A 23,957-nucleotide genomic window follows, 5' to 3' on the forward strand; every position below is an offset into this window, starting at 1 on the left:
GTCAAGGGAGCGGATTACCGCGGCGAGGTCAAGATTGGAGGCGGGCGTGGCCGGATGGTCGAGGCAAGAGTCCGCGAGGGTATCAGTCCCGTCATCCTGAGGTGCGAGCGGAGCGAGCCTCGAAGGATGCACGGCCCCCCAAGTCGGGCCGTCGACCCTTCGAGGGCCGCCGAAGAAGCGGCCACCTCAGGGTGACGGTGATGGAAATGAGCGCACCGCCTCAACCGTCATTGCGAGGAGCGAAGCGACGAAGCAATCCATCCATCAGCGCAAGCGGACGAATGGATTGCTTCGCTTCGCTCGCAACGACGGTTGGAGCGGCCGGGCAGCCCGATCACATCGGCCGGTAGGTCCGCACATCGGCGGGGACGTTGACGCCGATCTTGATCGCGCCGACCGAGCGGATGATGTCGTCGCCGAGCAGCTGGGCGAAGCAGGCATAGCCCCAGTCGTTCATGTGCAGGCCGTCGGCGATGACGAAATCGGTGATCGGGATCGCCTGTTTCTCGTGCCAGTCGCGCATCACCTCGAAGCGCGGGAAGATGCCGACATGACGCAGGGCGGCGATGCGGCCGAGCAGCTTCACCATGCCGCGCGCGCTTTCGGGGCGCTCGGTGACGCGCGGCGAGTATTGCGGATCGACCAGCACGACGTCGGCGCCGGACGCCTGAAGGCGCGCCACGCCGTCCTCGACCTGCCTGGCGGTCTCGGCGGGATCGAGGTTGCGCAGCACCGCGTTGGTGCCGACCTGCCAGATCACCATGTCGGGATGGACGTCGATCACCTCGGTTTGCAGCCGCGCCATCATCTCGGGCGCGTCCTCGCCGCCCTTGCCGCGATTGAGCACCGTGATGTCGGCGGACGGATACTGCCGGCGCAACTGTCCGGCGAGCCGGTTCGGATAGGTGAATTCCGGCGCCGACGAACCATAGCCCTGGGTCGAGGACGAGCCGAACGCGATGATGATGACCGGCTTGCCGGCGACGAGCTTGGCCGCGACATGCGGCAGCGAGCCGGTGCTGTTCGGCACACCCTTGGGCTGATGACAGGGCACGCGGTGGAAGATGTCGCTGGCGGATTTCGCGGCCTGCTTCACCCTGTCGAACGCCTTCGCGGCGACGCCGGGTTGCGGCGGATTGGTCGCGTCAGCCGTCGCAGCGGGCTGCGTCGCATCAGGCTTTGCAGCCTCGGTCTTGCCGTCGGACGAAAGCGCTGCATGCTGGTCGGTCTGCGCGCGCAATGGCGCGACCGCGAGCGGCGCGAGCAGTGCCAGCGCCGCAACGGCGCACAGACTCCGCCCTGCGGAAGCACAAAAAGGGAAGGCAAAACGCATTTACTCTGCTTCCTTAATTCTGCTGCACCGGGCCCAGATGGGCCGCATCGATCACGAATTTCGCCAGTGCGCGGCCGAGACAGGCATGAACCTTCTTGGCCAGATCGACACCATGCGAGGTGCTGAACAGGTCAAAATATCCGGCGTCGCTCCACTGCTTCATAATCGCGAACCGGTCGAACAGCGGAACGTCGTGCTGCTGCGCCACCACCTTCATGTTGTCGAGATAGGGCGGCGCAGAGATCATCGTCTCCGTACGCGGGCTGTATTGCAGATTGACCAGCACCACGTCGGTCCCGGCGTCCCGCAACGCAACAACGCCTTCGTTGATGGCGGTACGGAAATCGTCGGGATCGACCGCTCGCATAGCATCGACGGTTCCGGTCTGCCAGATAACCAAAGTAGGCTTTTTTGCTTCAACAAGCTTAACAAGAGTTCCCGCGGTCTCCTCGGCGGTGCTCTTTCCCTGTAATTCTACGGATAGATCGATCGTCGACGACGGCAACGCTTCCTTCAGCGCCGCCTGCAGCGTGGCCGGATAGGCGCTCGCCTCGTTGCCCTGGATGGTCGAGGAGCGGCTGCCGACCACCAGCACGTTGAGCGGCCGGTTGGACTTGATGGCGTCGGTGACCTTGGGCAGCGAGCTCTCGCTCGTAAGCAGATAGGCGGGCACGTCGCAGGGGCGGCGGCGGGGGCGGCTCCGCGGTGTCGCCGGCGCACGCGGGCGCCGCCGCCAAACCGGCCGTCAGGCAGGCTGCGAGCAGCGTCAGGCCCAGCATCGTCCGCGCGGACTTCATGCTCCCCCTCCCGCCAGATCGGCGTTGCCGGCGGCGCCTTTTTTCGAGGCGCCTTTGTCGGCGGAGTGTTTGTACCACGAAATGATCCACGCCATGCCGCACATGATGAGGATGCCGCAGACGCTGATCAAGGCGTGCAGTGCGGCACCGCCAGATACTTCGGCAAGCACGAAGTGACCGGCGAAGGCGAGGAAGACCCCGAGGCAGAATATCTCAAGCGAATGCTGGCCACACAGGATCAAAGGTCGCAGCCAGGGCGATTTCAGCCCCGGCCAGTCCTTGGGCAGGAAGCGCACGGTGAGCGCGGCGAGCGCCAGGAAGTGCGCGAACCGCAACACGTCCAGGTCGGTCTTGTTGATCGGATACATCCATTGCTCGATCACCTTCGGCATGATGTGGCCGAGCTGCGGCACGTACCATGTCATGGTCACGAAGAACGCCGCGACCAGATAGACGATGCAGATCCACATCGTGATGTTCGACGACAGGATCCGCGACATCCGCCGCGCGCCGCCAAGCGCGCACCAGGCGCCGAACACGAACAGCAATTGCCAGGCGAACGGATTGAACGCCCAGAAGCCGTTCGGATAAGCCGAGAGGTAAAGATCGAACTGCCAGGTCAGCGCGTAGAGCACGACCGACAGGCCGAGCGTGACGTCGGGCTTCCACTTCATCAGCCACAGGATCAGCGGCAGGAACAGCATCAGCACGATGTAGAGCGGCAGCACGTCCATGTTGACGGGACGGAAGCGCAGCAGCAGCGCCTGGACGATGGTGACGTCGGGCTGCTTGAGGAAGTCCATGATCCCCATTTCCTCGCTGTAGAGCGGATTCTCGAACGAGGTCGCGACATAGGAGATCTCGGCGAGGAAGATCGTGAACAGGAAGACGTGCGCGACATAGATCTGCCAGACCCGGCGCAGGATGCGCGCCGTCGCGATCACGAAACCGCCCTCCAGCATCGCGCGGCCGTAGACGAAGGCCGCGGTGTAGCCGGAGATGAAGATGAAGATCTCGGTGGCGTCGGAGAAGCCGTAATTGCGGATCGTCAGCCAGGTCAGAAGATTGGTCGGCAGATGATCGATGAAGATCAGCCACAGCGCGAGCCCGCGGAACAGATCGAGGCGGAGCTCGCGCTCGCCGGTCGCCGGCAGCGTGATCGCGGGCGCAGCAACCTTCGCCTCGGCCTCAACCTTTACTTCGGCCTTGACGTCAGCCACCGGCGAACCGGCTATGGGATCGGCAATCGAGCTCATCAAACACCGTGTCGGCCGCGGACGCCCCGCACGCCGTGCTGAAAAGATAATATCGGTCCGCGAGTTGCCGACAAAGCACGGAGTGCGGCGGCATGCGGCCGCGCTTTAGAGCGGAACTATGTTGAAACCGCGATGAACGGACCGCCCTTGGACCGCCTTTTCGCGGCCTGGCAGGCGATTGGTTCCGGCGGTTCAATTGGCTATGATAGCGCCCTGTTTGAGCATGATCCGGTCGAAAACGGACCATGCGCCAGGACCATCGGATTGAGCCGCATGTACCGCGCCGTTACCCGCCAGATCGAAGTCACCGTCGAGCCGAACTTCATGCCGGAGCGCTCGTCGGTCGACCGGCGCGAATATTTCTGGTCGTACAAGATCGTGATCGTCAATTCGGGCCCGGAAACGGTGCAGCTGCGGACGCGGCACTGGATCATCACCGACGCCACCGGCCGCCGCCAGGAGGTGCGCGGCGAGGGCGTGGTCGGCGAGCAGCCGGTGCTCGCGCCCGGCGAACGCTTCGAATACACGAGCGGCGTGCCGCTGCCGACCGCCTCCGGATTCATGACCGGCAGCTATCAGATGGTCACCGAAGCCGGCGAGCGCTTCGACATCGACGTGCCGACATTCTCGCTGGACAGCCCGAGCCCGGGCGGGAAAAGGGTGCTGAACTGACGCGCAGCAATGCACGTCATCGCCGGGCTTGACCCGGCGATCCATCGCTTCAAAAACGCTTTTGCCATGATGGATGGCCGGGTCGAGCCCAGCCATGACGAAGGTCACCTGTTACTCCACGCCGGCTTCCTGCGGCGTGAATTCATACACCGACGAGCAGAACTCGCAGGTCACGACGACCTTGCCGTCCTTGACCATCTCGGCGCGGTCGTTCGGCGCAAAGCTCTTCAGCATCGACGACACCGCGTCGCGCGAGCAGGAGCATTGCGCGCGCAGCGTTTGCGGGTTGAAGACGCGCACGCCGCGTTCGTGGAACAGGCGATAGAGCAGCCGCTCGCCGGACAGATCGGGATCGATCAGCTCGACGTCCTCGACGGTCGAGATCAGCGACTGGCCCTCGACCCAGGCGTCATCGTCCGGCACGCTATGCGTGGCCGTGCCTTCCGGCGCATCGCCGGGATGCAGATCGGCCTGCTTGGCGCGCTCGGGCGCCTTGGGCAGGAATTGCAGCAGGATGCCGCCGGCGCGCCAGCGCAGCTTGCCGCCTTCGCCGCCGCGCATCTCCTCGCCGACCGCAAGCCGCACCCGCGTCGGGATCTGCTCCGAGCGCAGGAAATATTCGTGGGCCGCCTCTTCCAGGCCGCCGCCGTCGAGCGCGACCAGTCCCTGGTAGCGGCTGGTGTTAGAGCCCTGATCGATGGTCATCGCAAGGTGGCCCTTGCCGAGCAGCTCGCCCGAACTCTGGCCATTCTTGAGGCGCGATGCGTCGTAGCGCGCATAGGCGCGCAGCCGGTCGGGCGCCTGGAAATCGACGATCAGGAGCGAGACCGGACCTTCGGTCCGGGTCTGCAGGATGAAGCGGCCCTCGAACTTGACCGACGAGCCGAGCAGCGTGGTGAGCACGATCGCCTCGCCGAGCAGCTTGCCGACCGCGGGCGGATAATCGTGCTTGTGCAAGATCTCGTCGAGCGCGGGGCCGAGCCGGGTCAGCCGGCCGCGCAGGTCCAGCGCGCCGACCTCGAAGGCCAGCACGGCATCGTCGACCGGAACCGCTGATGGCGCGCGAACCGGCGCCTCGGGCGTGATTTTGATGTCGGGGGATTGTGAAACCATGGCGCTCTATCTGGGGTCTCGGACCATGAAATAAAGGGGTTCACTAACGCGGATATCTCCGTCGTCCCTGCCTTGTGCGCAATTGCGCACTGGAGCAGGGACCCATAACCACCGATGTGAGCTGCTGCATCAAGCTGGTGCCCCAGCCTTCGCAACAATTGACAGCGGTGGTTATGGGTCCCGGGTCGCGCTTCGCTTGCCCGGGACGACAACGCTTACTGATCTACGACTACGCGACCGCGTCGAAACACCAGGCCAGAATGCCCTTCTGCGCATGCAGGCGGTTTTCCGCCTCGTCGAACACCACGGATTGCGGCCCGTCGATCACCTCGTCGGTGACCTCCTCGCCGCGATGCGCGGGCAGGCAGTGCATGAACAGTGCGTCCGGCTTGGCGAGCGACATCAGCTTGGCATTGACCTGATAGGGCCGCAGCACGTTGTGGCGGTGCTCGCCCTCCTTGTCGCCCATCGACACCCAGGTGTCGGTGACGACGCAGTCGGCGCCGCGCACGGCGGCTTCCGGATCGGTGCCGAGCATGATCGGCGCGCCGGTCGCCTTGATCCAGTCGCGCATCGGCTTCTTCGGCGAGAGCTCCGGCGGGGTCGCGACATTGAGCTGGAACTTGAACCGCTCTGCGGCATGCGCCCAGGAGGCCAGCACGTTGTTGTCGTCGCCGGTCCAGGCCACGGTCTTGCCCTCGATCGAGCCGCGGTTTTCCTCATAGGTCATGAGGTCGGCCATCACCTGGCAGGGATGCGAACGCCGGGTCAGGCCGTTGATGACGGGAACGGTAGCGTGCGCCGCGAGCTCGAGCAGCGCGTCATGGTTGAGGATGCGGATCATGATCGCATCGACATAGCGCGACAGCACGCGCGCGGTGTCGGCGATGGTCTCGCCGCGGCCGAGCTGCATCTCGGCGCCGGTCAGCATGATGGATTCACCGCCGAGCTGGCGCATGCCGACGTCGAACGACACCCTTGTGCGGGTCGACGGGCGCTCGAAGATCATCGCCAGCGTCTTGCCTTCGAGCGGCTTCCTGCCCTTCTCATGCGCCTTCAGCTTCGCCTTCATGGCGGCTCCGGCGGACAGCATGTTGCGCAGCTCGCCGAGCGGCAGCTCGTTGATATCGAGGAAGTGACGGACCGGCTTGCTCATTATCCAGCCGCCTTCTTCGGCTGCGCCGCCGACAGCACAGAGCAGGCGCGCTCGAGCGCGGTGATCGACTGGTCGATCTCGGGCTCGGTCACGATCAGCGGCGCCAGGAACCGCACCACATTGTCGCCGGCGCCGACGGTGAGCAGCTTCTCGCTGCGCAGCGCGGCGATCAGGTCGCCCGACGGCACCACGGCCTTGACGCCGATCAACAGCCCCTCGCCGCGCACCTCCGACAGCACGCCGGGATAGCGGTCGACGACGGAAGCGAGCTTCTGCTTGAGCAGCAGCGACATCTTCTGCACATGCTCGAAGAAGCCGGGTTTCAGCATGACGTCGAGCACGGCATTGGCGGCGGCGACCGCGAGCGGATTGCCGCCGAAGGTCGAGCCGTGCGAGCCGGGCGCCATGCCGGCCGCAGCCTGCGCGGTCGCCAGCACCGCGCCGATCGGAAAACCGCCGCCGAGCGCCTTGGCCAGCGACATCACGTCCGGCGTGACGCCGGTGCGCTTGTAGGCGAACAGCTCGCCGGTGCGGCCCATGCCGGTCTGCACCTCGTCGAAGGCGAGCAGCAGGCCGTGCTCGTCACACAGCGCGCGCAGTGCCTTGAAGAACGCCTGCGGCGCCGAGCGCACGCCGCCCTCGCCCTGCACCGGCTCGATCAGGATGCCGGCGGTGTGCGGGCCGATCGCCTTCTTCACCGCCTCGATGTCGCCATGCGGCACCTGGTCGAAGCCGTCCATCGGCGGGCCGAAGCCTTCGAGATATTTCGCCGAGCCTGTCGCCGCCAGCGTGCCCAGCGTGCGGCCGTGGAAGGCGCCCTCGAAGGTGATGATGCGGTAGCGCTCGCCATGGCCCTTGGAGAAGTGATAGTGGCGGACCAGCTTGATCACGCCCTCCATCGCTTCGGCGCCGGAATTGCAGAAGAACACGAAGTCGGCAAAGCTCTGCTCGCACAGCCGTGCGGCAAGCACCTCGCCGTCCGGGCTCTTGAACAGGTTCGACATGTGCCAGAGCTTGGTCGCCTGTTCCTGCAGCGCCTTGACCAGATGCGGATGCGCGTGCCCGAGCGCGTTGACCGCGACGCCCGAGGTGAAATCGAGATAGCGGTCGCCGTTGGTTGCGATCAGCCAGGCGCCCTCGCCGCGCTCGAAGCCGAGATCGACCCTGGCGAAGACGGGGAGCAGATGCGACGTGGCAGCGTTGGTCATGGCGATCACTGACGGTTTTTAAGCCGACAATTGCCGCTGCGCCTTGACGCCAGCGCAGCAACGGCCAGCTTCGGAAAACAAAACGGCCGCCTTTGCGGGCGGCACGTGGCGGGCATTCTATGCTGCGGTCGGTAAGTGTCAATCGCCACGAAGTGGCCTTCCTGCAATGCGAAACGAGCGCAATCCGGAGCATTCCGGTGCGGTGGAAAAGCCTCATCGTGATGCTTAACTGTGTGGGAACATGTGGACGCACGGCCGCGGACTCTTGCGCCAGAGTCACGCCATATTGTAGCGTTTGGCCTGTCGGGTACGACATCTCGTGCGGCGGTACTGGACCCTCTAAGTAGCCTTTGTGTCTCGCGTAAACGTTCGGGCGCAACACCGTGCCCGGCGAGGGCTAAGGGATTCTGGCCGCAGGGATATTTGTCCAGATTGGCTCGCAGCGCCGCTCCAATGATTGGCCGGCGCTACGCGAAGGGAAGAATGCGATGACTGTATTGACCTGGTCCGACGATCGCGTCGAGCAGCTGAAGAAACTCTGGGAGTCCGGCCTGTCGGCCAGCCAGATCGCGGCGGAACTTGGCAATGTGACGCGAAACGCCGTGATCGGCAAAGTGCATCGGCTCGGCCTCTCCGGCCGCGCCAAGGCACCCTCCACGGCCGCGCCGCGGCAGCGCAAGGCTCGCCCGGCCCAGCACATGATGCGGGTGGCGCGTCCGGTCTCGCGCGGCAACACCGCGCTGGCGCACGCCTTCGAGGTCGAGATGGAGCCCGATCCGATCTCCTACGACAATGTGGTGCCGATGAGCCAGCGGCTCTCGCTGCTGGAGCTCAACGAGGCCACCTGTCATTGGCCGGTCGGCGATCCCTCGAGCCCGGAATTCTTCTTCTGCGGCGGCAAGGCGCTCGCCGGCCTGCCCTATTGCGCGCATCACTCGCGCGTCGCCTACCAGCCCGCCGCCGATCGCCGCCGGCCGTCGGCGAAACCGCAGATCAAGTGAGCACTCGGGAAAACGACGGAAGACCTCAAAAACAAATCCCCGCGAAAGCGGGGATTTTTTGTGTGATGCGTAGCCCATTACACCACCGGCGTCGTCCCGGCGAAAGCCGGGACCCATAACCACTAATGCGTGTTGTTAGAAAGCCGTCTGGCCGCGTGCCGATTGCACTGGCCGCGGCGTATGGGTCCCGGCTTTCGCCGGGACGACGCCGTGTTGCGGTTTATGAATGCCGCATGGCCGTTACGGCTGTGGCTCGGCCTTGGCAAAGCGGTCGTCGAGCGCGTAGCCGGCGCCGCGCACGGTGCGGATCGGATCCTGCTCGCGGCCCGGATTGAGCAGCTTGCGCAAGCGGCCGATATGCACGTCGACGGTGCGCTCATCGATGTAGATGTCGCGGCCCCAGACGCTGTCGAGCAGTTGCTCGCGGCTGAACACGCGGCCGGGATGCTCGAGGAAGAATTCGAGCAGGCGATACTCGGTCGGCCCGAGATCGATCGGACGGCCCGAGCGCGCCACGCGGCGCTTCTCGCGGTCGAGCTCGATGTCGCCATAGGTCAGCACGGTCGCAAGCCGCTCCGGGCTGGCGCGGCGCAACAGGCCCTTCACCCGCGCCAGCAGCTCCGGCACCGAGAACGGCTTGACGATGTAATCGTCCGCGCCGGTGGCAAGCCCGCGCACGCGCTCGCTTTCCTCGCCGCGCGCGGTCAGCATGATGATCGGAAGCTGCTTGGTCTCGGGCCGCGCCCGCAGGCGGCGGCACAGTTCGATGCCGGACAGGCCCGGCAGCATCCAGTCCAGCACCACGAGGTCGGGAACGCGCTCCTTCAGCCGTGTATCCGCATCGTCGCCGCGCCCCACCGTCTCGACATCGTAGCCTTCCGCATCGAGATTGTAGCGCAACAGCGTCGTCAGCGCTTCCTCGTCTTCGACTACCAGAATGCGTGCGCTCATCGGTCTAAGTTCTTTCTCTGTGGTGATCCGTTGCCCAGACGCAAACCGAAACGCTTACTTCCTTGAGCATAGTCCCCGCGGAAACGATTTGTCGCGAGGATCATCCAGTTTCGCTCTTGCCGGTTCCGTGCTTGCCGATCATGCCTCAGTTGCCCGGCACCGTGGTGGCAAAAGTGGTCATGTCCCCCTTCGGGCGCTTGTCGGTGATCTGCTGGCCCTCGATCATGTAGAACACGGTCTCGGCGATATTGGTGGCGTGATCGCCGATCCGCTCGATGTTCTTGGCGCAGAACATCAGATGGATGCAGAACGAGATGTTGCGCGGATCTTCCATCATGTAGGTGAGCAGTTCGCGGAACAGCGAGGTGCAGATCGCATCGACCTCCTCGTCGCCCTTCCAGACGTTCATCGCCGCCGGCAGGTCGTGCGCGGCATAGGCGTCGAGCACCGACTTGACCTGCGACAGCACGAGGTCGGTCATGTGCTCGAGGCCGCGGATCAGCTTCAGCGGCTGGAAATCGCTCTCCAGCGCCGCGACGCGCTTGCCCATGTTCTTGGCGAGGTCGCCGATCCGCTCGAGATCGGTAGCGACGCGCATCGCGCTGACGATCTCACGCAGGTCGATCGCCATCGGCTGGCGGCGCGCGATCGTCAGCACCGCGCGCTCTTCGATGTTGCGCTGCAGATTGTCGATCTCGATGTCGGCGGCGACCACGCGCTTGCCGAGCGCGACGTCGCGACGGATCAGCGCGTCGACCGACTCGGTAATCATTCGTTCGACCAGGCCGCCCATCTCGGCGACCAGGCGGGTCAACTCCTGCAGGTCGCTGTCGAATGCCTTGGCGGTATGTTCAGAAGCCATCGCTTGTCTCCCTCAACCATGATCCCGGGGATCATGGCTTCGTGTCCTGAATTTTAGCATGACCTGATCGGAAAACCGGTTTCCACTTTTCCGGATCATGCGCCGGTCAACCGAACCGGCCGGTGATGTAGTCCTGGGTGCGCCGATCGCTCGGTGAGGTGAAGATCTTGTTGGTGTCGTCGAACTCGATCAGCTCGCCGAGATACATGAAGGCGGTCTTGTCGGAGACGCGCGCCGCCTGCTGCATGTTGTGGGTGACGATCGCGATCGTGTAGTCCTCGGAGAGCTCCTGGATCAGTTCCTCGACCTTGGCGGTCGAGATCGGGTCGAGCGCCGAGCACGGCTCGTCGAACAGGATCACCTCGGGGCGCACCGCCACGGTGCGCGCGATGCACAGGCGCTGCTGCTGGCCGCCGGAGAGCGACAGGCCGGAGGCGTTCAGCTTGTCCTTGACCTCGTTCCACAGCGCGCCGCCGCGCAGCGCCTTCTCGACCCGGTCGTCCATCTCGGACTTCGAGATCTTCTCGTAGAGGCGGATGCCGAAGGCGATGTTCTCGTAGATCGTCATCGGGAACGGCGTCGGCTTCTGGAACACCATGCCGACCCGCGCGCGCAGCAAGTTGAGGTCGAGCTTGGGGTCGAGAATGTTGGTCTGGTCCAGCATCAGCTGGCCGACCGCGCGCTGGCCCGGATACAGGTCGTACATCCGGTTGAAGATGCGCAGCAGGGTCGACTTGCCGCAGCCGGACGGGCCGATGAACGCCGTGACGCGGTTGGTGCCGAGCGTCAGGTTGATGTTCTTCAGCGCGTGGTGCTCGCCGTAATAGAAGTTGAGGTTGCGCACCGTGACTTTCGGCGGCGCTTCCGGCAGCGGAACCTGGGGAATGTGGCCTGCGGCAGTCGTGGAGACGGAAAGCTCGGTCATTTTGCGGCCCTTTCGGCACCAAGGATACGCGCGCCGATATTCAACGCGAGCACGGTGAATGTGATGAGCAGCGCGCCGCTCCACGCCAGCTCTTTCCAGTAGGCGTAGGGGCTCTGCACGAAGTTGTTGATGGTCACTGGCAGGTTGGCCATCGTCTTGGTCAGATCCAGGCTGAAGAACTGGTTCGACAGCGCGGTGAACAGCAGCGGCGCGGTCTCGCCGGCGACGCGGGCGGTCGCCAGCAGCACACCGGTGATCAGACCCGATCGCGCGGCACGATAAGCGATCCGCTTGATCACCAGCGAACGCGGCAGGCCGAGCGCGGAGGCGGCCTCGCGCAGCGGATTGGGCACCAAGAGCAGCATGTCCTCGGTGGTACGCAGCACGACCGGGATCACGATCACCGCGAGCGCAAGACTGCCTGCGATCGCTGAGAAGCCGCGCATCGGCACCACCACCGCACCATAGATGAACAGGCCGATGATGATCGAGGGCGCGCTGAGCAGGATGTCGTTGATGAAGCGGATCACCGAGGTCAGCTTGTCGTGCTTGCCGTATTCGGCGAGGTAGGTGCCGGCGAACAGGCCAAGCGGCGCGCCGATGCCGACGCCGATCACGGTCATGATGACCGAGCCGACGATGGCGTTGAGCAGGCCGCCTTCGGTCGAGCCGGGCGGCGGCGTGTTCTGGGTGAACAGCTGCACGCTGAGGCCGGCAAGGCCGTTATAGAGCAGCGTGATCAGGATCAGCGCCAGCCAGGTGACGCCGAACAGCGCCGCACCGACACAGAGTGCGCGGATGACGATGTCGCTGCGGCGGCGGGATTTGTAGATCGGGTTCATGGCGTTACTTCCCCGCCTTCTTTTCAAGCCGCATCAGCATCAGCCGCGCGCCGGCGAGCACGAAGAAGGTCAGCACGAACAGCAGCAGGCCGAGCAGGATCAGGCCGGACTGGTGCAGGCCGTCGCTCTCGGCGAATTCGCTGGCGATCGCCGCCGAGATCGTGGTGCCCGGCGCGAAGATCGACGACGAGATCCGGAACGAGTTGCCGATGATGAAGGTCACCGCCATGGTCTCGCCGAGGGCGCGGCCGAGCGCCAGCATGATGCCGCCGATCACGCCGACGCGGGTGTAGGGGATCACGACGCTGCGAACGACTTCCCAGGTGGTGCAGCCCATGCCGTAGGCGGCCTCTTTCAGCACCGGCGGCACGGTCTTGAACACGTCGACCGAGATCGCGGTGATGAAGGGCAGCACCATGATCGCAAGGATCAGCGCAGCGTTGAACAGGCTGAGATAGGACGGCGGGCCGGCGAACACCGCGCCCAGCACCGGGACGCCCTCGAAGATCCGGATCATGAAGGGCTGGAACGTGTTGGCCAGGAACGGGCCGAGCACGAAGAAGCCCCACATGCCGTAGATGATCGAGGGGATGCCGGCGAGCAGCTCGATCGCGATGCCGATCGGGCGGCGCAGCACTTGCGGGCAGAGCTCGGTGAGGAACACGGCGATGCCGATGCCGACCGGAATGGCGATCAGCATCGCGATGACCGAGGTAATCAGCGTGCCGTAGATCGGGCCGAGCGCGCCGAGCACCGGCGGATCGGCCGAGGGCGCCCAGCGCTGCGTCCACAGGAAGGCGAAGCCGTATTCCTTCATCGCCGGCCAGGCGCCGACGATCAGCGACAGGATGATGCCGCCGAGGATCAACAGAACCGAGATCGCCGAGATACGGGTGATCCAATAGAAGGTGAGGTCACCAAGCTTGAAGGCGCTGAGGGCCTTGGCGCGATCGTAAGGTCCCGCGGCTTCCATCACATCGCTCTGAACAGCCATGTCTGCCACGCCAATCCCCTCTTTAGTATGCAAAAGCCACGCAAACCGCTACGCCCCGAAGCGATCTTCACTGACGCATTTGGCCGGGCGTCGTCGTTCCAGCCACGCCCCTTGAGGCGCGAACCCCGGCCTCGATCCCGCGCTTGTCGCCGCGGTGATGGAGGCCGGGTCTTGGTCGCTCAACCTGTGCCGCGATCCTGTCGGCACAGGCCCTGTCGCAGCGTCGGACTTAGCTCTTGATGTCCGACGACCAGGTCTTCTCGATCAGCTTGACGACCGAGTCCGGCATCGGAATGTAGTCGAGCTCTTCGGCCGCCTTGTCGCCCTTCTCGAAGGCGTACTTGAAGAACTTGAGCGCTTCCTGCGAGGCCGCCTTGTCGGTCGAGTCCTTGTGCATCAGGATGAAGGTCGCCGCGGTGATCGGCCAGGAGGCTTCGCCCGGCTGGTCGGTCAGGATCACGTAGTAGCCGGGAGCCTTGGCCCAGTCGGCATTCGAGGCGGCAGCCTGGAAGGCAGCCATGGTCGGCTGCACGGTCTTGCCGGCCTTGTTGACCAGCCCGGTGTAGGTCAGCTTGTTCTGCTTGGCGTAGGCATACTCGACATAGCCGATCGCGTTCTTGGTCTGGCTGATGTTGCCGGCAACGCCTTCGTTGCCCTTGGCGCCGACGCCGACCGGCCACTCGACCGCGGTGCCGGAACCGACCTTGGACTTCCAGTCGGCGTTCGACTTGGAGAGATAGTCGGTGAAGTTGAAGGTGGTGCCCGAACCGTCCGAACGGCGCACGACGGTGATGGCATCGCCCGGCAGGGGCAGCTTCGGATTGAGCTTGGCGATCGCCGCGTCATTCCACTTGGTGATCTTGCCGAGATAGATGTCGCCGAGCACTTCGCCCGACAGGATCAGGTCGCCCGGCTTGATGCCTTCGAGGTTCACGACCGGGACGATCGCGCCCATCACCATCGGCCACTGGACGAGGCCGTCCTTCTCGAGCTGCTCGTGCTTGAGCGGCGCGTCGGTGGCGCCGAAGGTCACGGTCTTGGCCTGGATCTGCTTGATGCCGGCGCCGGAGCCGATCGACTGGTAGTTCAGACCGTTGCCGGTCTCCTTCTTGTAGGCGTCAGCCCACTTCGAATAGATCGGAAACGGAAACGTCGCGCCCGCGCCGGTAATATCGGCAGCGAAGGCCGACGTCGAAGCGGCGATCATGCCGGCTGCGACGATTGCTTTGATGAAATTCATGGGTGGTCTCCATCCTGTGAGCGAAGCGCCGAATGCGCCCGATCGCGCTCACGCCGGTCCATCTAGGAGCGGTCGGTGCTGCTTTTACGAAGGTTGGATGACAGTTGGATGACAACGCTAAGCGGCTGAAAACGCTCAGCTTTGAGTTGGTAACGGGGTCTTCGGCCGGGGAAAACAGGCGGTAAAAGTGGCGCCGTTCTTCGGCACGCTCTCGATCAAAAGACGCCCGCGATGACGGTTAAGAATATGTTTCACCAGCGATAATCCGAGGCCCGTTCCGCCCTGGTTGCGGCTGTCGCCGACGTCGACCCGGTAGAAGCGCTCGGTCAGCCGTGGCAGGTGCTCCGGGGCGATGCCGGGGCCGAAATCCCGTACCATGACACGGATTTCGGGGGTCCCTTCGCCCGATGCGCCCGAAACGGCCTGATTCAGCGACACTATGACGCGGCCCCCGGAGGCGCCGTATTTGAGGGCATTCTCGATCAGGTTCTCGAACAGGCGGAGCAGTTCCTCGCGGTCGCCGGCGATCATGACCGGGGCCTGAGGCAGGTCGACCTCGATCTCGACCTGGCGCTCGCTCGCCAGCGCCTCGAGCCCGTCGGCGACCTGGCGGATGATCGGCACGATATCGATCGAGGCCTCGGGCCGCACATGGGCCGACAGCTCGACCCGCGACAGCGACAGCAAATCGTCAATCAGCCGCGCCATACGGGTCGCCTGGGTGTGCATGATGCCGAGGAAGCGCTCGCGCGCCCGCGCGTCCTCACGCGCCGGCCCCTGCAGCGTGTCGATGAAGCCGGACAAGGCGGCGAGCGGCGTGCGCAGCTCGTGGCTGGCATTGGCGACGAAATCGGCGCGCATCTCCTCGACCCGGCGCAGTGGCGTCAGGTCGTGGAAGGTCATCAGCATGCACTTCTCGGTGCCGCCGAACTGGGTCGGCACCGGCACCGGCGTGATCACCAATTCCATCCAGCGATCGACCGGAACGTGGTCGGTGTAGGTGGCGCGGCGCGGCTCGGTGGTCGCGATCGCCTCGCGCAGCGCGGTGATGATCTCCGGCGAGCGCAGGGCAAATTGCGCCAGTTCGTTCTTGCGCAGCGCGGGCGCGAGCTGCGCCGCGGCGGCGTTGAGATGGATGACGCGGCCGGCGCGATCGAGCAGCACGGCCGGATCCGGCATGCCGGCGACGACCGCGCTGACGGCGGCGGCCTCGACCGGATTGACGCCGCGGACATCCTCGCGCGAGGTTCCGGCATCATGCAGCCGCCACGGCACCAGCGCCGCGGCCGCGATGCAGACGAACACGGCGCAGGCGCGCACCAGCGACAATTCGCCAAGCGCGACCACCACGCTCAAGGCCAGCGCTGCGGCAAGCAGGATCAGCGCGGAGTGGCGCAACCGGTCGGGCCAGGGCGAGAAGATGGAGGAATGCGAATCGTCAATTGCCATCGCGGCGGCTTTCATCCCGTCGGTTCATGTCTCGCCCAGGCGCGGTCATAGCGACCTTCCCTCGGGAGGCATCGGGCCGCTTCATCAGACCCCGGAATCACCGCGCTTTCGAACCAGAACCGCCTCATGGTGCGGCTCGGCGCGGGGACCCGAATCAGCCTGCGGCAGCCGTTTGAGTCGGGCGCCGACGATAACCTCCCGAAACGTCAGCAAGATTACAGATATGACGAAGGGCGCAATATAGTAGAGGAGCCGGAACAGCAGCATACCGCCGAGCAGGTCCTCGCGGTCCATCTGCCAGAGGCCGACCAGCATGGCGGCGTCGAACACCCCGAGGCCGCCGGGGGAGTGGCTGGCGAAGCCGAGCAGGGTCGCCGACACGAAGATGACGGCGACCACGACGAAGCCGAGATTTGGCTCGTCCGGCACCAGCACGTACATCGCCAGCGCGCAGAAGCCGAGGTCGAGGATGCCGATTGCGATCTGCAGCAGCGTCAGCGGGCCACCCGGCAGGGTCACCGTCCAGGGGCCGCGGCCGACCACCCGCGGCTGGGTCCAGACCCAGACCACATAGGCGACCAGCGCGGTGATGATCGCGAATGCCAGCGCCCGGTTGAGCCAGGGCGGCAGTTGGTCGATGTTGGCGGCGGCCTCGGGGTGGTAGGCGATGCCGAGCCCGAGCACCGCGGCATTGCCGAGCCAGAAGGTGAGCCCGGCGAGAAAGCAGATCTTGGCGACGTCGATCGCGTTCAACCCCCACGCCGAATAGATCCGGTAGCGCACCGCGCCGCCGGTGAAGACGCTGGCGCCGACATTGTGGCCGATCGAATAGGAGGTGAAGGCCGCGAGCGCGTTGATGCGATAGGGCACATGGGCGTGGCCGATCGCGCGCACCGCGAACAGATCGTAGAAGGTCAACGTGAAGTAGCCCGCCGCGACGAACAGTCCCGCCAGGGCAATCTGCCGCGGCTCGGTGCTCTTGATGGCCTCGAGCACCTCGTTGGTGTCGATGCCGCGCAGCATGTGATACAGGACGTAGCAGGCGATGCCGATGACGGCGATGCTGATGACAACACCCAGCCGATGCAGGATTTGCTTCTGGCGCAGAAACGCCATCGCCCTGCGTATTGCTTCCAGCATCTAGACCTCGAATTGCGATCCCGCGACGACGGCTCCCGGGCGAACTCCGCCGGCGCTTCGCTGTGCCCTGGCCCGTGTAGCGCGTTTTAAACCGGAGTGGAATTCGTCAAAAGACAATAAAACGCGCATCTTCAAGATATTACGGATGATTCATGACAGCGGGTGCACAAATATGCGCGTTTCCCGCCGCCTTCGACAAGACTTGACATGCGCGTGCGGCAGTTAGCCCGCCGAACGGTCCGCAAGGCCATCCGGAAAACTACGGTGAAGCACCGGCACGGCCGAATAGAGAATGATCTTCCGGTACCCGCCGGGAGGCGCTCCGCCGATCATCAATCCTGCGCGGCCGTGACCGCGGCGACGATCTCGGCGGCATCGGGAAAATGTCCCTTGGCGCGCCTGGCGACAACCTCGTCGCCAAGCTTGACCTCGAAGATGCCGCCCTTGCCGGGGATCAGCGTCGCATCGACGCCAAGGCGCTCGCGCAACAGCGCCGCGGCCTCTTTGGCACGCTTCTCATAGCCGCACGGCCGGCAATAGGTGATCGAGACATTCTTCATGTCACGCGCTCCGTGCCCTCATGCGGCGTCGCGCTGCGCGGAGGCAGCCTCGACGCCGGCGATCCAGCCGGCCACAGAGCGGCCGATCGCCTCCGGATGATCCTCCTGCAGATAGTGCGCGCCCGCGCCGAGTTGAACGACCGCGCAATGCTTGAGCGTCTTGGCGAATTCGGCGGCAAAGGCCGGTGACACCAGCGCCCCGGGCGACCCCGCAAACAGCAGCTTCGGATAGGTCGATGCCGCGAGCGCCGCATGCGCTACGGTGAGCGCCTCGGCGACATCGGCCGGCTCGCCCGCGATCGGCAGTTCGCGCGCCAGCATCAAGGTCGGCTTGCGGCTCTCGCGTGTCGCAAACGGCGCGCGGTAGGCGGCCATCTCCTCGTCGCCGAGCGTGCGCAGGATCGAGCCGGGCAGCACGCGTTCGACGAACGCATTGTTGTCGAGGACCATCGCCTCACCCTCGCCCGGCGTGCGGAATTTCCGGAACGTCTCACGCGCGGCGTCGTGCTGGTGGAAGTCCGACCAATCGCGCATCGGGCGGATGAACTCCATGAAGGCGAGCCCGCGCACCAGTTGCGGACGGCGTGCCGCGAGGTGGAAGGCGAGCGCCGTGCCCCAGTCCTGGGCGACGAGATAGGCCGAGGCGATGCCGAGCTCGTCGATCAGCGTGTCGAGATAGTCCGCCTGGTCGAAAAAGCAATAGCCGATGTCGGGTTTGCCGGACTGGCCGTAGCCGATCAGGTCGGGCGCGATGCAGTGCCCGACGGGGGCGACCAGCGGCATGATGTTGCGCCAGATGTAGGACGACGTCGGATTGCCGTGCAGGAACAGCACGTGCGGCGCGTCGCTGCGGCCGGTCTCGCGATAGGCCATCGTAGACCCAAGCACGGCGCGATGATGCAGGCTGATATCGGGGGATCTGGTCATGGCAACTCCTTGAACACGGTTTGGAATGCGATCGTCTTGAAACGCGTCAGCGCAGCTTCGCTGCGTTCGACCTTCATGCGCAGCATCGCGCCCTGCCAGGATGCGAGCAGGAAATCGGCCAGCTGATCGGGATCGAAGTCGGAGGCGATCTCGCCTTTGGCCTGCGCTTCGGCAATGCAGGCCGCAAACGGCGCGCGCCATTCCCGGAAGATGTCGTCGAGCTGCTCGCGCAGCATCTCGCTCGAGCCCGACGCCTCGAGGCTGAAATCGCCGATCAGGCAGCCGCGGGTGAAACCGTCATGCGCGAGCTTGCCGGTGATCAGATCGAGATAGCTTCTCAGCCTTTCGCGCGGGGTCAGCGTCGTGTCGCCGAGGGCTTCCGCGACCAGGCCACGGACATAGAGGAAGTAGCGGTCCAGCACCTCGGACGCGAACAGCTCCTTCGAGCGGAAATGGTTGGTGAACGAGCCCTGCGGCGCGCCGGCGGCGGCGGTGACGTCGCGCACGCTTGTGCCGTGATAGCCGGTCCGGAACATTTCCTTCAGGCCGGCGTCGAGGATGGCATCGCGGAGAGAGGGTTTTGGCATGGCCGCAATTTAATACGCACGTACGTATTTATGTCAAGCGCTAAAACGAATGCGGCTCGCCCTTGCGCTTGGCAACGCCGCTCAGGCCTGCCGGATCAAGAGGTTGAGGTCAGCTCGCGGGCTTGCTGCGCGAAACCACCCAGTCGCGCAGCCAGGAGCCGATCGCGCAGCCGACGAGATAGAGCGCGAACATGACCAGGAAGAGATCGAGCCAGTAGCCGAACCGGCCGGGCACGATCCGCGCGAACGACGTCGCCACCAGCGCGGCGGAGAGCAGCGCCAGCCAGCGCATCCAGACCTTCGAGACGCCCTGCGCCCGATGCACCACCGCGATCCAGCCCATGCAAAAGCCGAGCAGCGCCGCGCCGAGCAGCCAACCCCAGAAGAATGTCGCGAGCACGGTCATCGCTACTTCACCACGAATTCGATGCGGCGGTTCTGCGCCTTGCCGTCTTCACTCTCGTTGCCGGCCAGCGGCTGCGTGCTGCCATAGCCGATCGGCGTGAAGCGGCTGGCAGGCAGCCCGGCGCGCACGAGGTAATCCACCACGGCCTGCGCGCGGCGCTCCGACAGCGCCTGGTTGGCCGCCTCCTCGCCGTCGCTGTCGGTATGGCCGGCGATCTCGATCGTCGCATTGGGGCAGCGCAACGCGGTCTCGATCAGGCGGTCGAGCAGGCCGGCGGAATCCGGCACGATGTCGGCCTTGCCGGACTCGAAGCGGATCTTGCCCTTCGAGAGAATTTCGGAAAACAGCTGCTGGCACACCGTGGGATCGACCGGGGCAGCCGCCGGCTTGACCGTGACCTCGGCCTTGTACTGCCAGCCCTGCGGAAAATCCTTGCCGAGCCCGTCGCGGATCTGGCCGGCGGCGGCATCGTAGAGCGCATCGCCCGACAGCTTCACCTCGCGGTCCGATACCACCAGCGTTCCGGTCGACAGCCGCGACAGTGCGCCGAGCGCAGGCCCCACCGCGGCCGCGAAACCCGACGGCGCGCCGATGCTGGCCTTGAGATTGTCGACCACCTTCTCGCTGAAGAACTTGCGGCCGGCGGCGGCGACCAGCGCGGCATGCACGTTGTTGTCGGGCACGTAGCCGGTCAGCGTCAGCGTCACCGCAACCGGGTCCTTGTAGGCCTGGAACACGTAAGGCGGCGCCTTGATGTCGTTGGCGGCGATCGAATAGCCTTCCGGCAGGTTCTTCAGCGCCGCGGCGACCGCTTCGCGTCCGCCGAGCTCGCGCGCCATGCCGGCGAGGGCAACCTTGCTGTCGGTGAGCGTGATCTTGCCTTCCTTCAGCTTGCCGATCTGGTCGAGCAACAGCAGCGCCGCCGCGTCGAACCGCAGCGGCGCGCCGCGGGCGAGCACCATCTGATCCACCACCTCGACGCCGCCGAGACTGGCCTTCGCGGCCTCGGTCAACTTGCCCTTGCTCGACGGCAGCGGCGCATTGCCGCCGAGTGTGACCCGCACCACGTCGCGTTCGGCGGACCAGACAAAGGGCTTGGCTTCGGGAACAAGGCGGGTCTCGTCGTTGACCAGCCGCACGCCGGGCACGGCTTCGACCGACGCCACCGCGCTGAGACGGCCGTCTTCGGAGAAGGCGTTGGCCGCGAACGTCACGTCGCGGCCGTCGACGCTGATGCGGCGCTTGTCGAGCACGGTGTCCTTGAGTGCGGCATTAGAGCGCGCGGCAAGGTCCGCTTCGACCGTTGCGGTGCTCGTCCAGGCCGCAATACCCCAAAGCACGACCAGTGGAATCACCCCCGGCCACCACTTGCTACTCCACTTGAAAAGTCCGTGCATTCAGCGTCCTGCGGGGTCGGGAACCAGAGAGAAAACAAACCCTTGGCTGACTGTCAAACCCCAAATGACGCGCCATGGCGGGGGCGCCATGTCGGACCGGGATAACAGTTTCTTCAGTGGTCTTTCGCTAAGTTTGCCGCGGAATGCAAATCGACCGGCCCGCGCCCACATGAAACAACTCCGCAACACCGTGATCCGTGCCGGCATGGAGGCGTTGTATTTCTCGGGTGCGCATATCCTGCTGCGGCCGATCTTCGCCGGCGTCGGCGCCATCTTCATGCTGCACCACGTCCGCCCGCGGCGCGGCGACGCGTTCCAGCCGAACCATCATCTCGAGGTCACGCCGGACTTCCTGCGCGCGATGCTGGCGCATCTGCGCGCGCTCGACGTCGACGTGATCAGCATCGACGAGGCGCATCGCCGTCTCGCCGAACGGAATTTCGCGCGGCGCTTCGCCTGCTTTACCTTCGACGACGGCTATCGCGACAACCGCGATTTCGCGCTGCCTGTGATGCGCGAGTTCGGCGCCCCGTTCACGGTCTATGTCGCGAGCGATTTCGCCGAGGGCTGCGGCAGATTGTGGTGGATCGCGCTGGAGCGGGTGATCGCGGCGGCGTCCGCGATCGAGGTGCCGATCGACGGCACCATGACGCGGATCGACACCGCGACACCGCAGGCCAAGCGCACTGCTTTCGGCCGCATCCACGACTGGCTGCGTTCACTGCCCGGCGAGCAGGAGATGCAGGCCGAGATATCAGCGCTGTGCGCCCGCCACGGCGTCGACGAGACCGGCATCGCGCGCGAGCTCTGCATGTCCTGGGACGAGTTGCGCGGCTTTGCCGACGACCCGCTGGTGACGATCGGTGCGCACACCATCACCCATTGCAATCTCGCCAAGCAGAGCGAGACCATCGCATCGTTCGAGCTCGCGACCAGCCGGGCGCGGATCGAGGATGCGCTGCAGCGGCCAGCATTGCATCTGGCTTATCCCTATGGCGACCGGATCGCCGCCGGGCAGCGTGAATTCGCCCTCGCCCGGTCGATCGGCTTTCGGACCGCGGTGACGACGCGGCCCGGCATGCTGTTTCCCGAAAGCGCCGACCATCTGACTGCGTTGCAGCGGGTCTCGCTGAACGGCAATTACCAGGACGCGCGCCTCTTACCGGTGCTGACATCAGGCGCCGCCACCGCGGTGTGGAACGGTTTTCGCCGCATCGACGCGGCGTGACCTGCTCTTCGTAGCTCGGATGCAGCGAAGCGTAATCCGGGCAGTCGCATCCGCGGATAGCATTTTCCCGGATTTCGCTCCGCTGCATCCGGGCTACCGATCCCTTCCATCTCCTTGACTCGTTCCCCGGGCGCGCCCAGAACCACTGGCAACGCAAAGGAGGAGCGCATGTTCAAGGATCTGTTCTCGCTGAAGGGCCGCGTCGCATTGGTGACCGGAGGATCGCGCGGCATCGGCAAGATGATCGCTGCCGGCTTCCTCGCGCAGGGTGCCGCCAGGGTCTACATCACCGCGCGCAAGGCAGGTCCCTGCGAGGCGACCGCGCAGGAGCTGTCCGCCGCCTATGACGGCGAATGCATCGCGCTGCCGATCGACATCTCGACCGTCGAGGGCTGCGACAAGCTCGCGGGCGAGATCATCAAGCGCGAGCGGAAGCTCGACATCCTCGTCAACAATGCCGGCGCGGCCTGGGGCGCGGACTTCGACGAATTTCCGGAGAGCGGCTGGGACAAGGTGATGAACCTCAACGTCAAGTCCATCTTCTTCCTGACCAAGGCGCTGGCCAAGCCGCTGCGTGCGGCGGCGACGCACGACAGGCCGGGCAAGGTGATCAACATTGCCTCGATCGACGGCATCTTCGTCAACCCGATGGAGACCTATTCCTATGCCGCCAGCAAGGCTGCGGTGATCCATCTGACGCGCCGCATGGCGACACGCCTGATCAAGGACAACATCAACGTCACCGCGATCGCACCGGGCGCCTTCAAGTCGGACATGAACCGCGCCGCGCGCGACCACGCCGACGAAGTCGCCAAGCGCGTGCCGGCGAAGCGCGTCGGTACCGACGAGGACATGGCGGGCACCGCGATCTACCTCGCCTCGCGCGCCGGCGACTATGTCGTGGGCAACACCATCGCGGTCGATGGCGGCGTGGTCTACGCGACCGCGGGGCTGGAGATCGCGGGCTAAGCAGCCGCGCGACCGACCTACGGCAACGGCTCCGCCGAAGGGCCGGGCCGTTTTCGTCGCTGGCTCACCTGCTTCCATAGGGCTGTGACACCTCTGGCGCTTGTCATTCAAATGCATTACATTGGATGCGAGTGAAGGAGATCGCTATGGCTTCGAATGCCCTGGTCCAAACCCGCATCGATGCGGACGTAAAGGAAAAGGCCACCGAGGTTCTGGAGAACATGGGTCTCACGGTATCCGACGCCGTGCGGATTCTGCTGACACGCACGGCCAATGAAGGAATGCTTCCACTGGAACTCGTGAGCAACAGCCAGGCTTACGACAGCTGGTTTCGCGAGAAGGTGCACCAGGCGTTGGCGGATGCCCGGCCCGGTCTCGATGATTCCGAGGTCGAAGCGCATTTCGCGCAACGCCGCGCCGCCGCGCTTCGAAAAGCGACAAGGCGTAAGCGGTGAAACTCGTCTGGTCGCGCTTCGCGTTATCCGATCGCGACGACATTTTCAGCTACATCGAGGCCGAGAATCCTCGCGCGGCGGTCCATGTTGACGAACAGATTGCCGATGCTGCGCGGCGCCCGCTCGAGTTTCCTGACAGCGGCTGGCCCGGGCCGTGTCGCCGGCACGCGCGAGTTGGTCATCCCGCGCACACCTTATGTCGCGGCGTACCTTGTCGACGGTGAGACTGTTCGCATCTTGCGCGTGCTTCACGGCGCGCAGATGTGGCCCGACGAACTTACAAATGACGATTGAGGCCGCGCCTCCGTACCGGCATCTGACCAAAAAAAGAAAGGGACGAGCCCGGGACCTCTTCGGCTCGCCCCTTCCTGTTCTCTCCCTGCGGAAAGAAACTATTAGGTCGTGATGCGATTTTCGCATCACGACCTAATCCGTTGCCTGAGCATGATCTCTTCGGAAAACCGCTTCACACTTTTCCGGATCATGCTC

At 65.0% G+C, this 23,957-nt stretch carries 24 protein-coding genes and 1 pseudogene; 6 read left to right on the plus strand and 19 right to left on the minus strand.

The genetic code is table 11. The features are described from left to right. Window positions 1-334: 334 nt before the first annotated feature. The 3 genes from ACVIHF_RS31365 to ACVIHF_RS31375 form a co-directional block, all read right to left on the minus strand. The gene (locus ACVIHF_RS31365; protein WP_456793060.1) at window positions 335-1,333 is read right to left on the minus strand and encodes an SGNH/GDSL hydrolase family protein; all 999 of its coding nucleotides are present in this window, start codon (window positions 1,331-1,333) and stop codon (window positions 335-337) included. A 13-nt stretch (window positions 1,334-1,346) separates the two neighbouring features. Next, window positions 1,347-2,006, minus strand: coding sequence for an SGNH/GDSL hydrolase family protein (locus tag ACVIHF_RS31370; RefSeq protein WP_456793061.1), 660 nt, complete (start codon window positions 2,004-2,006; stop codon window positions 1,347-1,349). Window positions 2,007-2,126: 120 nt separating this feature from the next. Beyond that, window positions 2,127-3,386: an OpgC domain-containing protein gene (locus ACVIHF_RS31375; RefSeq protein ID WP_456793062.1), complete on the minus strand. Its 1,260-nt coding sequence runs from the start codon at window positions 3,384-3,386 to the stop codon at window positions 2,127-2,129. A 273-nt stretch (window positions 3,387-3,659) separates the two neighbouring features. Here ACVIHF_RS31375 and apaG point away from each other — a divergent pair, with 273 nt between their 5' ends. Then, window positions 3,660-4,058 (plus strand): Co2+/Mg2+ efflux protein ApaG, encoded by a 399-nt coding sequence (gene apaG / locus ACVIHF_RS31380; protein WP_028333747.1) that lies wholly within the window; start codon window positions 3,660-3,662, stop codon window positions 4,056-4,058. A gap of 111 nt (window positions 4,059-4,169) precedes the next feature. Here the strand turns inward: apaG and ACVIHF_RS31385 are convergent, their stop codons facing one another. The 3 genes from ACVIHF_RS31385 to ACVIHF_RS31395 form a co-directional block, all read right to left on the minus strand. Further along, window positions 4,170-5,171: an Hsp33 family molecular chaperone gene (locus ACVIHF_RS31385; protein ID WP_253606424.1), complete on the minus strand. Its 1,002-nt coding sequence runs from the start codon at window positions 5,169-5,171 to the stop codon at window positions 4,170-4,172. A gap of 229 nt (window positions 5,172-5,400) precedes the next feature. Next, window positions 5,401-6,327, minus strand: coding sequence for an ornithine carbamoyltransferase (gene argF, locus ACVIHF_RS31390; protein ID WP_028342316.1), 927 nt, complete (start codon window positions 6,325-6,327; stop codon window positions 5,401-5,403). Next, a complete protein-coding gene (locus ACVIHF_RS31395; protein ID WP_456793063.1) occupies window positions 6,327-7,535 on the minus strand; it encodes an acetylornithine transaminase in 1,209 nt (402 codons plus the stop codon). The genes argF and ACVIHF_RS31395 overlap by 1 nt, the downstream gene beginning before the upstream one ends. Window positions 7,536-8,023: 488 nt before the next feature. Between ACVIHF_RS31395 and ACVIHF_RS31400 the strand changes: the two genes are divergently transcribed. Further along, on the plus strand, window positions 8,024-8,536 hold the full coding sequence (locus ACVIHF_RS31400; protein WP_018269585.1) for a GcrA family cell cycle regulator: 513 nt from the start codon (window positions 8,024-8,026) through the stop codon (window positions 8,534-8,536). A 240-nt stretch (window positions 8,537-8,776) separates the two neighbouring features. Here ACVIHF_RS31400 and phoB read toward each other — a convergent pair whose 3' ends face one another. The 13 genes from phoB to ACVIHF_RS31465 all read right to left on the minus strand — a co-directional run bounded on the left by phoB (window position 8,777) and on the right by ACVIHF_RS31465 (window position 20,816). Beyond that, a complete protein-coding gene (gene phoB / locus ACVIHF_RS31405; RefSeq protein WP_016844067.1) occupies window positions 8,777-9,487 on the minus strand; it encodes a phosphate regulon transcriptional regulator PhoB in 711 nt (236 codons plus the stop codon). Between the two features lie 145 nt (window positions 9,488-9,632). Beyond that, the gene (gene phoU, locus ACVIHF_RS31410; protein WP_016844066.1) at window positions 9,633-10,349 is read right to left on the minus strand and encodes a phosphate signaling complex protein PhoU; all 717 of its coding nucleotides are present in this window, start codon (window positions 10,347-10,349) and stop codon (window positions 9,633-9,635) included. 106 nt (window positions 10,350-10,455) lie between these two features. Then, window positions 10,456-11,274 (minus strand): phosphate ABC transporter ATP-binding protein PstB, encoded by an 819-nt coding sequence (gene pstB / locus ACVIHF_RS31415; protein WP_074131128.1) that lies wholly within the window; start codon window positions 11,272-11,274, stop codon window positions 10,456-10,458. Further along, window positions 11,271-12,116, minus strand: a complete 846-nt coding sequence (gene pstA / locus ACVIHF_RS31420; protein WP_050386784.1) for a phosphate ABC transporter permease PstA — start codon at window positions 12,114-12,116, stop codon at window positions 11,271-11,273. Before pstA ends, pstB begins: the two co-directional genes overlap by 4 nt. A 4-nt stretch (window positions 12,117-12,120) precedes the next feature. Then, entirely contained in the window at window positions 12,121-13,110 is a 990-nt protein-coding gene (gene pstC / locus ACVIHF_RS31425; RefSeq protein ID WP_016844063.1) for a phosphate ABC transporter permease subunit PstC, read from the minus strand. Between the two features lie 229 nt (window positions 13,111-13,339). Further along, window positions 13,340-14,350 (minus strand): phosphate ABC transporter substrate-binding protein PstS, encoded by a 1,011-nt coding sequence (gene pstS, locus ACVIHF_RS31430; protein ID WP_253606421.1) that lies wholly within the window; start codon window positions 14,348-14,350, stop codon window positions 13,340-13,342. Between the two features lie 135 nt (window positions 14,351-14,485). Further along, a complete protein-coding gene (locus tag ACVIHF_RS31435) occupies window positions 14,486-15,799 on the minus strand; it encodes an ATP-binding protein (protein WP_092079263.1) in 1,314 nt (437 codons plus the stop codon). A gap of 84 nt (window positions 15,800-15,883) precedes the next feature. Further along, entirely contained in the window at window positions 15,884-16,939 is a 1,056-nt protein-coding gene (locus ACVIHF_RS31440) for a putative bifunctional lysylphosphatidylglycerol flippase/synthetase (protein WP_026192163.1), read from the minus strand. 332 nt (window positions 16,940-17,271) lie between these two features. Beyond that, window positions 17,272-17,499 (minus strand): SelT/SelW/SelH family protein, encoded by a 228-nt coding sequence (locus tag ACVIHF_RS31445; protein ID WP_456793064.1) that lies wholly within the window; start codon window positions 17,497-17,499, stop codon window positions 17,272-17,274. An 18-nt stretch (window positions 17,500-17,517) separates the two neighbouring features. After that, window positions 17,518-18,426 (minus strand): haloalkane dehalogenase, encoded by a 909-nt coding sequence (locus ACVIHF_RS31450; protein WP_456793065.1) that lies wholly within the window; start codon window positions 18,424-18,426, stop codon window positions 17,518-17,520. Next, window positions 18,423-19,013, minus strand: coding sequence for a TetR/AcrR family transcriptional regulator (locus tag ACVIHF_RS31455; RefSeq protein WP_310882334.1), 591 nt, complete (start codon window positions 19,011-19,013; stop codon window positions 18,423-18,425). Before ACVIHF_RS31455 ends, ACVIHF_RS31450 begins: the two co-directional genes overlap by 4 nt. A 109-nt stretch (window positions 19,014-19,122) precedes the next feature. After that, window positions 19,123-19,419 carry a hypothetical protein gene (locus ACVIHF_RS31460; protein ID WP_456793066.1) on the minus strand — a complete coding sequence of 99 codons (297 nt, stop codon included), beginning with the start codon at window positions 19,417-19,419 and terminating at the stop codon, window positions 19,123-19,125. A 2-nt stretch (window positions 19,420-19,421) separates the two neighbouring features. Beyond that, window positions 19,422-20,816 (minus strand): OmpA family protein, encoded by a 1,395-nt coding sequence (locus ACVIHF_RS31465; RefSeq protein WP_225647813.1) that lies wholly within the window; start codon window positions 20,814-20,816, stop codon window positions 19,422-19,424. Between the two features lie 169 nt (window positions 20,817-20,985). Between ACVIHF_RS31465 and ACVIHF_RS31470 the strand changes: the two genes are divergently transcribed. The 4 genes and pseudogenes from ACVIHF_RS31470 to ACVIHF_RS31485 all read left to right on the plus strand — a co-directional run bounded on the left by ACVIHF_RS31470 (window position 20,986) and on the right by ACVIHF_RS31485 (window position 23,762). Then, on the plus strand, window positions 20,986-22,044 hold the full coding sequence (locus tag ACVIHF_RS31470; RefSeq protein WP_253606411.1) for a polysaccharide deacetylase family protein: 1,059 nt from the start codon (window positions 20,986-20,988) through the stop codon (window positions 22,042-22,044). 168 nt (window positions 22,045-22,212) lie between these two features. Next, window positions 22,213-23,013, plus strand: a complete 801-nt coding sequence (locus tag ACVIHF_RS31475; RefSeq protein ID WP_456793067.1) for an SDR family NAD(P)-dependent oxidoreductase — start codon at window positions 22,213-22,215, stop codon at window positions 23,011-23,013. Between the two features lie 146 nt (window positions 23,014-23,159). Further along, entirely contained in the window at window positions 23,160-23,468 is a 309-nt protein-coding gene (locus tag ACVIHF_RS31480; RefSeq protein WP_253588712.1) for a type II toxin-antitoxin system RelB/DinJ family antitoxin, read from the plus strand. After that, window positions 23,465-23,762, plus strand: a pseudogene (locus tag ACVIHF_RS31485) (type II toxin-antitoxin system RelE/ParE family toxin). The gene ACVIHF_RS31480 and the pseudogene ACVIHF_RS31485 overlap by 4 nt, the downstream one beginning before the upstream one ends. Window positions 23,763-23,957: the final 195 nt, after the last annotated feature.

It is taken from the genome of Bradyrhizobium sp. USDA 4506, assembly GCF_054058795.1.

What these genes read in the sequence shown, in the direction of transcription:
- apaG (WP_028333747.1), top strand. Translation starts at nt 3,660, where the DNA reads ATGTACCGCGCCGTTACCCGCCAGATCGAAGTCACCGTCGAGCCGAAC.
- pstS (WP_253606421.1), bottom strand. Translation starts at nt 14,350, where the DNA reads ATGAATTTCATCAAAGCAATCGTCGCAGCCGGCATGATCGCCGCTTCG.
- ACVIHF_RS31455 (WP_310882334.1), bottom strand. Translation starts at nt 19,013, where the DNA reads ATGCCAAAACCCTCTCTCCGCGATGCCATCCTCGACGCCGGCCTGAAG.
- ACVIHF_RS31435 (WP_092079263.1), bottom strand. Translation starts at nt 15,799, where the DNA reads ATGGCAATTGACGATTCGCATTCCTCCATCTTCTCGCCCTGGCCCGAC.
- argF (WP_028342316.1), bottom strand. Translation starts at nt 6,327, where the DNA reads ATGAGCAAGCCGGTCCGTCACTTCCTCGATATCAACGAGCTGCCGCTC.
- ACVIHF_RS31395 (WP_456793063.1), bottom strand. Translation starts at nt 7,535, where the DNA reads ATGACCAACGCTGCCACGTCGCATCTGCTCCCCGTCTTCGCCAGGGTC.
- pstB (WP_074131128.1), bottom strand. Translation starts at nt 11,274, where the DNA reads ATGACCGAGCTTTCCGTCTCCACGACTGCCGCAGGCCACATTCCCCAG.
- ACVIHF_RS31470 (WP_253606411.1), top strand. Translation starts at nt 20,986, where the DNA reads ATGAAACAACTCCGCAACACCGTGATCCGTGCCGGCATGGAGGCGTTG.
- ACVIHF_RS31375 (WP_456793062.1), bottom strand. Translation starts at nt 3,386, where the DNA reads ATGAGCTCGATTGCCGATCCCATAGCCGGTTCGCCGGTGGCTGACGTC.
- ACVIHF_RS31480 (WP_253588712.1), top strand. Translation starts at nt 23,160, where the DNA reads ATGGCTTCGAATGCCCTGGTCCAAACCCGCATCGATGCGGACGTAAAG.
- ACVIHF_RS31460 (WP_456793066.1), bottom strand. Translation starts at nt 19,419, where the DNA reads ATGACCGTGCTCGCGACATTCTTCTGGGGTTGGCTGCTCGGCGCGGCG.
- ACVIHF_RS31440 (WP_026192163.1), bottom strand. Translation starts at nt 16,939, where the DNA reads ATGCTGGAAGCAATACGCAGGGCGATGGCGTTTCTGCGCCAGAAGCAA.
- phoB (WP_016844067.1), bottom strand. Translation starts at nt 9,487, where the DNA reads ATGAGCGCACGCATTCTGGTAGTCGAAGACGAGGAAGCGCTGACGACG.
- ACVIHF_RS31450 (WP_456793065.1), bottom strand. Translation starts at nt 18,426, where the DNA reads ATGACCAGATCCCCCGATATCAGCCTGCATCATCGCGCCGTGCTTGGG.
- phoU (WP_016844066.1), bottom strand. Translation starts at nt 10,349, where the DNA reads ATGGCTTCTGAACATACCGCCAAGGCATTCGACAGCGACCTGCAGGAG.
- ACVIHF_RS31465 (WP_225647813.1), bottom strand. Translation starts at nt 20,816, where the DNA reads ATGCACGGACTTTTCAAGTGGAGTAGCAAGTGGTGGCCGGGGGTGATT.
- pstC (WP_016844063.1), bottom strand. Translation starts at nt 13,110, where the DNA reads ATGGCTGTTCAGAGCGATGTGATGGAAGCCGCGGGACCTTACGATCGC.
- ACVIHF_RS31445 (WP_456793064.1), bottom strand. Translation starts at nt 17,499, where the DNA reads ATGAAGAATGTCTCGATCACCTATTGCCGGCCGTGCGGCTATGAGAAG.
- ACVIHF_RS31400 (WP_018269585.1), top strand. Translation starts at nt 8,024, where the DNA reads ATGACTGTATTGACCTGGTCCGACGATCGCGTCGAGCAGCTGAAGAAA.
- ACVIHF_RS31475 (WP_456793067.1), top strand. Translation starts at nt 22,213, where the DNA reads ATGTTCAAGGATCTGTTCTCGCTGAAGGGCCGCGTCGCATTGGTGACC.
- ACVIHF_RS31365 (WP_456793060.1), bottom strand. Translation starts at nt 1,333, where the DNA reads ATGCGTTTTGCCTTCCCTTTTTGTGCTTCCGCAGGGCGGAGTCTGTGC.
- pstA (WP_050386784.1), bottom strand. Translation starts at nt 12,116, where the DNA reads ATGAACCCGATCTACAAATCCCGCCGCCGCAGCGACATCGTCATCCGC.
- ACVIHF_RS31385 (WP_253606424.1), bottom strand. Translation starts at nt 5,171, where the DNA reads ATGGTTTCACAATCCCCCGACATCAAAATCACGCCCGAGGCGCCGGTT.